The sequence below is a fragment of the Streptosporangium sp. NPDC048047 genome (assembly GCF_040653115.1).
GTDB lineage: Bacteria > Actinomycetota > Actinomycetes > Streptosporangiales > Streptosporangiaceae > Streptosporangium.
On the sequence record NZ_JBEZNH010000018.1, the window covers coordinates 125,034 to 129,156 of the forward strand.

Consider the following 4,123-nt stretch of genomic DNA (forward strand, 5'->3'; position numbering starts at 1 on the left):
TGCCCGCATGGACAAGCTGGATGCCCGCATGGACAAGCTGGAGACGCGGATGGACGGGCTGGAGACGCGGATGGGCGAGATGGCCGCGTTCAACGCGACCATGTTCCAGGCGATCCTCGACCGGCTTCCGGAGAAGCCCTCCGCCAACTGATCCGCCCCTCCGGGGCACCGGGCCGCTCCGCGCGCGGCCCGGCACCCGAGACGCCGGTCAGCCGGCGCGGCCGGGGTCCGGACGCGGCTCGGTGGCCCGGCTCCCAGGCCGCCCGTCAGCGGTCGATGATCTCGTTCTTGCCGATGACCACGATCCCGTTCCTGGTGACCGCGAACCGGCTGCGGTCGTACTCGGGGTCGAAGCCGATCCGCGCCCCGTCGGGGATGACCACGTTCTTGTCGATGATCGCCTTGCGGACGACGGCGCCCCGGCCGATCTTCACGTTGTCCATCAGCACCGAGTCCTCCACCCGCGAGTGCGAGTGCAGCACCACGCCGGGGGAGAGGATCGAGTGGTCCGCCAGGCCGCCGGAGACGATCACACCGGCCGACACCAGGGAGTCGACCGCCCGCCCGACCCGGTCGCCCTCGTTGTGGACGAACTTGGCCGGCGGGAGCGGGTCGTGCCAGGTGTAGATCGGCCACTGCTGGTTGTACAGGTTGAAGACCGGGTGCGGCGAGATGAGGTCCATGTGGGCCTCGTAGAAGGCGTCGAGCGTTCCGACGTCCCGCCAGTAGCCCCGGTCGCGCTCGGTGGAGCCGGGCACCACGTTGTCGGCGAAGTCGTACACCTGGGCGCTGCCGGACTTCACCATCATCGGGATGATGTTCCCGCCGAGGTCGTGCTTGCTGGTGGGGTCGAGCGCGTCCTCGCGGAGCGCGTCGAGCATCGCCTGGGTCTTGAAGACGTAGTTGCCCATCGACGCGTACACCTGGTCGGGGGCGTCGGGCAGCCCCACCGCGTCCTTGGGCTTCTCGCGGAACGCGACGATCCGCCGCCCGGCCGGGTCGGCCTCGATCACCCCGAACTGGTCGGCGAGCGACAGCGGCTGCCGGATGGCCGCCACCGTCACGTCGGCCCCGGAGTCGATGTGCTGCTCCACCATCTGCCGGGGGTCCATCCGGTAGATGTGGTCGGCGCCGAACACGATGACGTGCTCCGGCATCTCGTCGTAGATGAGGTTCAGGTTCTGGAACAGCGCGTCGGCGGACCCGGAGAACCAGTGCGGGCCCAGCCGCTGCTGCGCGGGCACGGGTGTGACGTAGTTGCCCAGCATGGTCGACAGCCGCCAGGTACGGGAGATGTGCCGGTCGAGGCTGTGGCTCTTGTACTGCGTCAGCACCACGATCTTCAGGTACTGGCCGTTGGCGAGGTTCGACAGCACGAAGTCGACGAGCCGGTATATCCCCCCGAACGGCACCGCCGGCTTGGCCCGGTCAGCCGTGAGCGGCATCAGCCGCTTGCCTTCGCCGCCGGCGAGGACGATCGCGAGGACTCTCATGCACCCGACCCTAACCCGATGAACAGGGATGAAACACTACGCTGATCATATGCGCGTTGATCTGCTGAGCCGCGAGTATCCCCCAGAGGTGTACGGCGGCGCCGGTGTCCATGTCGAGTACCTCGCCCGCGAACTGCGGAGGCTGGCCGAGGTCCGGGTGCGCTGCTTCGGGGCGCCCCGGACCGAGGAGGGGGTGGCGGCCTACCGGACGCCGGCCGGGCTGGAGGAGGCCAACGCCGCCCTCCAGGTCCTCGGCGTCGATCTGGAGATGGCGGCGGCCTGCCAGGGCGCGGACCTGGTGCACAGCCACACCTGGTACGCCAACTTCGCCGGTCATGTCGCCAAGATGCTGTACGGCGTCCCGCACGTGGTGACCACCCACAGCCTGGAGCCGCTGCGGCCGTGGAAGGCCGAGCAGCTCGGCGGCGGTTACACCCTGTCGTCCTGGGCCGAGCGCGGCGCGCTGGCGAGCGCCGACGCGGTCGTCGCGGTCTCGGAGGGGATGCGCCGCGACGTGCTGGCCGCCTATCCGGAGGTGGCGCCGGAGAGGGTCAGGGTGATCCACAACGGGATCGACACCGCCCAGTACGCCCCCGACGCCGACACCGGCCTCCTGTCCAGGCACGGCATCGACCCGGCCCGGCCGTACGTGGTGTTCGTGGGCCGGATCACCCGGCAGAAGGGGCTGGTCCACCTGCTGCACGCGGCCCGGAGCCTTCGGCGCGACGCCCAGCTCGTGCTCTGCGCGGGCGCGCCGGACACCCCGGAGATCGCCGAGGAGGTGACCGGGCTGGTCCGGGGGCTGGAGCGCGAGCGCGAGGGTGTGGTGTGGATCTCGGAGATGCTCCCGCGCCCCGAGGTGATCCAGATCCTGACCCACGCCACGGTGTTCGTCTGCCCCTCGGTCTACGAGCCGATGGGCATCGTGAACCTCGAGGCCATGGCCTGCGAGACCGCCGTGGTGGCCACCGCCACCGGCGGCATCCCCGAGGTCGTGGCCGACGGGTCGACGGGTCTGCTCGTGCCGATCGCGCAGTCCACCGCCGACGGCTCGCCCGATGATCCCGAGCGGTTCGCCGCCGACCTCGCCGAGCGGGTCAACCGCCTGCTGGACGACCCGAAGCTGGCCGCCGAGCTGGGCGCGGCCGGGCGCGCGCGGGCCGTGGAGCACTTCTCCTGGTCCAGGATCGCCGAGCGGACGATGGACCTGTACCGGTCGGTCGCCGCCCCCTGACGGCGCCGTCCGCCCGGACTGCGCCGCCGCGCAGTCCGGGCCGGGACGGCTGAGCGGACGACGGCCCCGCGCCGGCCGGCCGGTCGCCTCCGGGCCGACGCCGGGTCAGCGGCTTCAGCGGCTGATGAGGCTCAGGATGACGTTGTGGGCGTGGTGGGCCTTCTCGTCGCCGCGGAACTCCACCTCGTAGGTGTGGGTGCCCACGTGGACGGCGATGGCGCCGGAGGAGAAGAACCCGCCCGCGAGGGACTTGTTGCTCACCACGCTGACGGCCGAGATCTTGCTGTAGGGGATGCTCGTGATGGCGATCTTCTTGCCCACGAACGACTTGTCCTGGACGATCACCCGCCTGTCGGTGAGGCCGAGGAACCCGGTGCCGGTGCCGATGGCGTCGTAGACGGCGATGATCTGCTCGCCGGGCATCAGGCCGCTCTCGATCTGGCGGAGCTGCTCCTTGCGGTCGTACGCGATCTGCGTCATGAGCTTCCTCGCGATCTCTCGGGGGAACCGGCGGAACGGAAGGTCCGCGCCGCCTGTGAAACGAACGCGGAGGGGGAGGGGTTCCGCCGGGTAGGTAAGGTCGGGGCCGTGAACGTTCAGATGAGGATCACGGACCGTCACGGAGGCGTGAGCGCCGCGCCGTACGACACCCGCAACCTCGGCGGCGCGTGCGGGGACGACCCCGCGTCGGTCGCGGCCAACCGGGCCCGGACGGCGGCGGAGTTCGGGCTGGAGCGGGTCGTGTTCATGCGGCAGGTCCACAGCGCCGACGTCCGCTACGTCACCGAGCCCTTCGGCGACGACCCACCGCCGCTGGACGGCGTCTGCACCGACGTCCCCGGCCTGGGCCTGACCGCGCTGTGCGCCGACTGCGCGCCCGTCCTGCTGGCCGATGCGGAGGCGGGCCTGGTGGGCGCGGCGCACTCCGGGCGGGCCGGCACCGTCTCGGGCGTGGTCCCGGCGCTGGTGGCGGAGATGGCGGCGCACGGCGCCGAGCCGGGCCGGATGACCGCCCTGATCGGCCCGATGGCCTGCGGGAGCTGCTACGAGGTGCCGGAGGAGATGCGCGCCGAGGTCACGGCGATCGTCCCGGAGGCGTGGTCGATCACCCGCCGCGACACCCCCGCCCTCGACCTGCGGGCCGCGATCAACTCGCAGCTCGCCAAGGCGGGCGTCGGCGAGATCACCCACGACACGCGTTGCACCATCGAGAGCCCCGAGTTGTTCTCCCACCGCCGCGACGACGTGACCGGCCGCTTCGCCGGCTACGTCTGGCTGGAGCGCGACTAGCCGGCGGCCGTCCCCCGGGCGGCGCGGACCCGGTCGGCGGCTTCGGCGGCCTGCCGTACCCCCGCCTGGTAGACAGGCGACCTCGGCGGCCTGCCGTACCCCCGCC

At 71.6% G+C, this 4,123-nt stretch carries 4 protein-coding genes; 2 read left to right on the forward strand and 2 right to left on the reverse strand.

Going from position 1 to position 4,123, the window contains the following annotated elements:
- Positions 1-266 precede the first annotated feature (266 nt).
- A complete protein-coding gene (glgC, locus tag AB0D67_RS18285) occupies positions 267-1,493 on the reverse strand; it encodes a glucose-1-phosphate adenylyltransferase (RefSeq protein ID WP_362936353.1) in 1,227 nt (408 codons plus the stop codon).
- A gap of 49 nt (positions 1,494-1,542) precedes the next feature.
- On the opposite strand from glgC, the gene glgA reads away from it, so the two are divergent.
- Positions 1,543-2,727 (forward strand): glycogen synthase, encoded by a 1,185-nt coding sequence (gene glgA / locus AB0D67_RS18290; RefSeq protein ID WP_362936356.1) that lies wholly within the window; start codon positions 1,543-1,545, stop codon positions 2,725-2,727.
- A 114-nt stretch (positions 2,728-2,841) separates the two neighbouring features.
- Here glgA and AB0D67_RS18295 read toward each other — a convergent pair whose 3' ends face one another.
- On the reverse strand, positions 2,842-3,207 hold the full coding sequence (locus tag AB0D67_RS18295; RefSeq protein WP_362936359.1) for a PH domain-containing protein: 366 nt from the start codon (positions 3,205-3,207) through the stop codon (positions 2,842-2,844).
- 120 nt (positions 3,208-3,327) lie between these two features.
- On the opposite strand from AB0D67_RS18295, the gene pgeF reads away from it, so the two are divergent.
- A complete protein-coding gene (gene pgeF / locus AB0D67_RS18300) occupies positions 3,328-4,017 on the forward strand; it encodes a peptidoglycan editing factor PgeF (protein WP_362936368.1) in 690 nt (229 codons plus the stop codon).
- The last annotated feature ends 106 nt before the right edge of the window (positions 4,018-4,123 follow it).